Annotated in this window: 3 protein-coding genes; all 3 read left to right on the forward strand. The window is 34.9% G+C overall.

The window, feature by feature from the left end:
• The first annotated feature begins 237 nt into the window (after positions 1-237).
• Genes ACK5ON_RS08615 through ACK5ON_RS08625 form a run of 3 tightly spaced genes read left to right on the forward strand, consistent with a single transcriptional unit; the run spans position 238 to position 3,707 of the window.
• Positions 238-1,188 carry a hypothetical protein gene (locus ACK5ON_RS08615; RefSeq protein ID WP_409821672.1) on the forward strand — a complete coding sequence of 317 codons (951 nt, stop codon included), beginning with the start codon at positions 238-240 and terminating at the stop codon, positions 1,186-1,188.
• Entirely contained in the window at positions 1,181-2,728 is a 1,548-nt protein-coding gene (locus ACK5ON_RS08620) for an AAA family ATPase (protein ID WP_409821674.1), read from the forward strand. Before ACK5ON_RS08615 ends, ACK5ON_RS08620 begins: the two co-directional genes overlap by 8 nt.
• Before the next feature lie 10 nt (positions 2,729-2,738).
• The gene (locus ACK5ON_RS08625; protein WP_409821676.1) at positions 2,739-3,707 is read left to right on the forward strand and encodes a hypothetical protein; all 969 of its coding nucleotides are present in this window, start codon (positions 2,739-2,741) and stop codon (positions 3,705-3,707) included.
• The last annotated feature ends 308 nt before the right edge of the window (positions 3,708-4,015 follow it).

The following is a 4,015-nucleotide window of genomic DNA, read 5'->3' on the forward strand; positions in this document are numbered from 1 at the left end:
CTACGACTGTCTCGGCGTTTCCCACGGCCGTCGGGATTACACGACCAATATCGCTGATGTAATTGGCCGCTGAGCATTTAAAAGCTCACTAAATTTTCAAAGATCGTGTCTCAATGTTGTTGACACATTCCGCTTTCGCGATTTTCACTTTGACCTTATCTGTTTTTATAGTAAATCGATGAATGAATGGTGTTTCAAATGCGATAGCCCAGGGAACTTAATACGTGAGAAAAAATAATGTACATTTTTATTTACATCACAGACATTTTAGAAAAAGTAGCAAAGGTATTTGAAATTCTTAAAACAAGCCAAGATTTAATTACATGGCTTTATTCTATACTAACATCAATAGCAAGCGCAATTGTAGCTTATTTTTTCAAACTCAAACCAGACATTGATTACTACAATAAAACTAAACACCATCAAAATCACCCACATCTTCACACAAAACTCCAAGCAAAAGAATCAACTCCTATTAACATTAAACATGATAGTTTTCCACGACTGGTCAACTTACCTGAACAGATAATCAATCTTGGATTTAAAGAGATCACATATTCATTGTTCTTCGGCATTTTTTTATCAGGAATTAATATTATTCAACGAGTGATCCAGTCGGGATCAACACCCAAGTCGGAACAATATAGCTTAGAAGATGTCATAATACTTAATGTAACTATGGGTATTAGTGCATTTTTTCTGACAGCAATTGTCTTTCTATATTTTAGCTACGAAAATGATAATATTTCACTTTTTATAAAAGGCATCGGAAGCAAAATTTTCAGATATTACTTGGCTGGTATAGCTATTATTGAAGTTATCTCCCACTTTGATACTTTTGAGAAATTTAGAAGCCCTCAATTAATGATGGTATTTTGTCATTTAATGTTTGTAATGGTAAGTTTTATAGAAACATATATCGACTTGCTAATAGCAGGATGTTTTAGAAAACTTGACAACCACTACAAAGAATTTGCCGATATCTATGAGAATGCCAGCAAAAATGCGCTTAGGTCACTCGTTTTTAATTTAGCACTTTCGTCTATCGCCATATTTGCAAACCTTAAAAAAATCCCTGAGATAAGCTCGCTCTATACACTTGTCCCTATGGTACTTTTCAATCTGTATTGCCTGATATCAATCAGACTTAAGCTGTTTAAAGCAAGCGTTGAAGGTAAATATGTTTAAAATACAGAACATTAAAATTAAAGGCATAGAACCTTTTAGGAACCCTACCTCATTCTGGTTTTCTCCTTATTTTACCCTCATTCGAGGGGGCAATGGTGCAGGTAAAACAACCATACTTGAATCACTTGCATTATTAGGTCACTGCAATCTTATGGACAAAAAAGAAATTGATAATGATAAAAACGTCGACGAAACCATAAATTGTTACATTTTGTATAATATTATTATTGGTAAATGCTTCTTCGAAGCAACTAAAGAGCTAAAAGATTTACACGATAAATGGACTATATTACTTGATTCAATAAAGTACAAAGAACTGACTGTTCAGATATATCATAAAGAAAATCGAATCCTAAACGATTTAAAAAATGACCTTAAGGATGAAAAACTACTGAACGGTAAATGGGTAATTACCGGCAAAAAGGAAAATATCTCATTTCTTTGTGATTTAATTGATTTTTCTAGACCAAATCTCATTCAATCTGAAGAAAAACTAAGGAGTGAAAAAGTTCATGAAATAGCTAAGAGGCTAGTTCAAACAACTAAACCTGCAACTATTCCTTCTGATGTGGAACTAGATAACAAGCGTATCGAGAAAGCCGTGCAAGAAATGGAGACTGTAATTGAGCAAGTCAAACCAGATTTCTCTGAACCACAACGAAGCCAATTACTTGGCAATAATAAGTTATTGCCTCCAATAGTATGCTATTTTAATACAGATATGTACCATTATGGCCTCGGATTAGATATTCGTGAAAGTCCAAAACACCTATCTGAAGAATTATCTAGATTGGTTAAAGATCGCCTTCGAATTGTAAATAAAGCTAATGGTGAATTATACAATTTTGATTCACTTCAAGAATTCTGGAGCAGTATTTATAAAAGCGATGAAGGAGAAGAGCTTAATTCAATCAAATTTAAAGAACCCGAAATGGATATTGCCGAAATAAGAATAAAAGACTCTGACAAACAGGAGCGCAAATTTCTTAGCTCAGGAGAAAATCAAACATTATCTCTTGGTATAGTATTTGGCGCACTTAAGCCAAATCACTCTATAATTATGCTTGATGAACCTGAATTGCATCTTTCGCTGCCAGCTGCGTTAAATATGTATAATGAAATATATCGTAGATGTTTTTGTGATAACATCCAAGTGATTACGGTATCTCACTTACCTTTTGTATTCCCTTACTTTTTACACGACGAAGAATTAACTAAAAATGCTGCCACATTTTATGACATGTATGATGAAGGCCAGGAATTTTTAAAAAGCATTGACAAATACTCACCTACAAAGATAGATTACCTTGCTCATAAATATTTAAGTTTATACTTTATTCAGAAAACTTTTGATGAGAACAATCAATCTACAGTTAACGTGAAAAGACAAGGAAAAGCTTCTATTCAAGCTGCTAAGTATCAGAACAAAGAAATCAATTCAATAATCAGTCAAGCTGCAACCTCGCCGCCATCATTTATAGATGTTACTCATTCAATTGTAGATATTATGTTTTCATTGTTTGTAACTAAACCAAAATAAGAGGAATTTAATGACTATTTTGGATTATCTATTGACCAATTTTTATATGGGAGCTGGGATAGCTGCTGACGTATATTTTGCTACGCTCGCAAGCTTTCGATTATTTGGTGAAAGAGCCAACGGATCAACGTTAGATAATCCTGAGCTATTTAATAAACACCTAGCTGATTCTATTTGGAGTAATCCAAAAAACTATAAAATAAAACAATCTTTATTAGATCAATTTTTAGCGTTACCAACATTATTGCGGTGGATTACTTACAACACAATTACACATACACTCTTCCCATTATTAGGGATGTACCTAGTGATAACTGGAATCGCAATATGGAAGCCACTCACTTCGTTATTATTTTCTGTGGGCGCTGTGATGTTAGGCTTATTTTTATATCATTTAATCAATGAACATAATGATCGTCCAACAATAACATACAGTCAAGAAAAGCACAATAATTCAACACTATTTGACAAACACGTAACTCCAGTTATCGGCCGTATGAATAGCTTTGACCCTTTATTGCTAGTAGTTTTGGGGGTTAGCACTGACGCAATTAATAGCGGACTAGCAAAAGCCGCGGACACAAGAAGCTGGTCATTATTTCTGCTACTGCTTTCTTTTCCATTAGTAGGCTTAGTTGTAGGTTTTTGGACTTGGATTGCTGGAAAGCAAGCAAAGGCTTTTTTAGAATATTATACCAATATTCAAAACACTAACAATGATAGCTCTATTAATAAACAATCAAAAAAATTAGCAAAGTTTGAACTAATTGCTCTTGGAATTGAGATATATGTACTTGGTTATTTTTTTTGGCGCTCAGTAGCTAGTGCGATTTCTCCCTACATCGACAGAGATATTGTAGAGCAGAGAGGTTCTGCTTGGGTGGTATCTGCTATTAGTTTATTTATTATAACACTTATCAGGGGGAAGCTGATTTACAATAGTGTTCAAAAAAATGCAATTCATTCTTTTATCAAATAAACATAATGCTTCTGGGTTTAGTGTGGGTGTATCCCACTGATCCCTGTTAGCAGTAAGGACAACCCACTTTTGTGGAAGGGGATTGCCGTCCGGAATCTGGCCAGATTTCTAAACCCACAGGCTCTCGCCTTGATCTTCTGAATCGACGCTTTGACCGAGTCGTCGAGCGGAATGTGTCAACAACATTGAGACACGATATTTGAAAATTTAGTGAGCTTTTGAATGCTCAGCGGCCAATTCCAACAGCGAGATTGGTCGGTTAATCCAGACGGCCCGAGGCAACGCCGGGACAGTCGGAGATCCTTTAA

Origin of the sequence: Flavobacterium sp. (assembly GCF_046317795.1) — a bacterium.
Classification (GTDB): domain Bacteria; phylum Bacteroidota; class Bacteroidia; order Flavobacteriales; family Flavobacteriaceae; genus Flavobacterium.

Excerpts from the sequence above, each read along its gene's own strand:
- ACK5ON_RS08615 (WP_409821672.1), top strand. The coding sequence starts at position 238 with ATGTACATTTTTATTTACATCACAGACATTTTAGAAAAAGTAGCAAAG.
- ACK5ON_RS08620 (WP_409821674.1), top strand. The coding sequence starts at position 1,181 with ATGTTTAAAATACAGAACATTAAAATTAAAGGCATAGAACCTTTTAGG.
- ACK5ON_RS08625 (WP_409821676.1), top strand. The coding sequence starts at position 2,739 with ATGACTATTTTGGATTATCTATTGACCAATTTTTATATGGGAGCTGGG.